1 protein-coding gene is annotated in these 1518 nt (G+C 40.6%); it reads right to left on the bottom strand.

Features of this window, described 5'->3' with window-relative positions; all coding sequences use genetic code 11:
* Positions 1-24: 24 nt before the first annotated feature.
* Positions 25-1296 (bottom strand): oligosaccharide flippase family protein, encoded by a 1272-nt coding sequence (locus SFC07_RS13225; RefSeq protein ID WP_411208778.1) that lies wholly within the window; start codon positions 1294-1296, stop codon positions 25-27.
* Between the last annotated feature and the right edge of the window lie 222 nt (positions 1297-1518).

Raw genomic sequence — 1518 nt, 5'->3', positions numbered from 1 at the left:
CTACAAGGATGGACTCATTGTAGGCTATATGGTTATTTTAAGCTTTCTGTCGCTACGCTTTGCCGTAATAAGGGCGAGTCCAATCTGGATTAATAGCAATATTGCCATTGATAGTCCCAGTCCCCAGACTGCCATTAGTATGTCAGATCTCAATAGGTGAACGACGATTAGAGGGGTTAGCATGTAAAAGAATGCAAAAAGTAGTAAGCGTCCCTGAGTTTGAGTCACGATAAAAATATTCGCTAGAGGTGAAGAAACAACGTTTAAGTATAACCAGGGCACTAGGGCCTGGGCAAAATATCCGCTAAGTTCCCATCCAGGCCCAAGCAAAAATGGGAATATTTTAGGGCTTACTAGAAAAACTATTAGAAATGGAATAAAAGCGAGGATAAGCCCTTTCCTAATTATCGTTACAACCATTGGATATAATTCACCTTGGCTCTCGCGTGCCATTTTTTGCAAAAATACCTGTGAAAGAGCCTGCGAAAATAAGCCAACTGGAGCCTGGACACCTCTTAGCGCCATTGAGAATTGACCGAGGGATGAGGCCGATATTGATGCAATAACAAAATTAAGGCCGTTCATTCTCACGCTGTCAAGCAATGCATTAGGTCCGTTTACTAGCGGCATTTTGACATATTTCCGACTCAAGCTTTTTGCTTCTTCTATATCAATCATTTGCTGCTTAATTTTTAACTCTTGTTGAGAAACTAGAAATATTACGGCAACTGATTGCCCCAAAATTAGGCCTAGAAGCAAGCTTGTTACACTATTTGATAGTAATATGCCGAATAATACTTGGAAGAATAATACAGACGCACTGAGTATGACCTTGTTGATGCTTTGGATCTTAAATTTCTTCTGACGCGTGTACCAATAATTCATGATATTAGTGACGCCACTTAGCAAAACTAGAGCTGAAATTCCTGGTAACCATTGACGGTATTCTTGAAGACCTAAGAGTGAGGAGATCGGGCCCATCAGCAATACTAATAACAAGCAGGCTACTGTCGATACTGCAAGGGAGATCCACTGCGCTAAAGCTTTTATTTTTATGGCTTCCGTTGTGGAGTCTGGCAAGACAATAGCCAGTTCGTACCGCCCTGAAGCAAGTACGGAAAAAATTGATGCGACTGAAACATAAATAGCTAATAAGCCAATTGCAATGGGGTCGTAGATTCGACTAAGAATGGGTATGCCAACAATATTTACAAGTTGAGCAAGTGAATTGCCCGTTACGAGAGTTGCGATGCTTTTCGAGGTGCCACTGACTCGAAATTTTACTGGAATCTTCACGGGGAAATATGAATCCTTTTGATTAAGGTTATCTATGAATTAGAATCCAAATCGGCATGTTGGCAATTGAACAAATGTGAACGACTTGGTTTTTAGCTTTTGGGAATCGGAAGACATAAATCTTGGCGATAATTAGATTTCTAAGTATATCTCGCACTGCATAGCTTCACCCTGACTGAAGTAATCATACTGACTAGAAGCGGAAATGTAAGTATAGCTATC

The sequence above is a fragment of the Corynebacterium callunae genome (assembly GCF_046592015.1).
Classification (GTDB): domain Bacteria; phylum Actinomycetota; class Actinomycetes; order Mycobacteriales; family Mycobacteriaceae; genus Corynebacterium; species Corynebacterium callunae_A.
The sequence above is the reverse complement of the archived record's forward strand: the minus strand, read 5'-3'. Positions and strand labels throughout refer to the sequence as shown.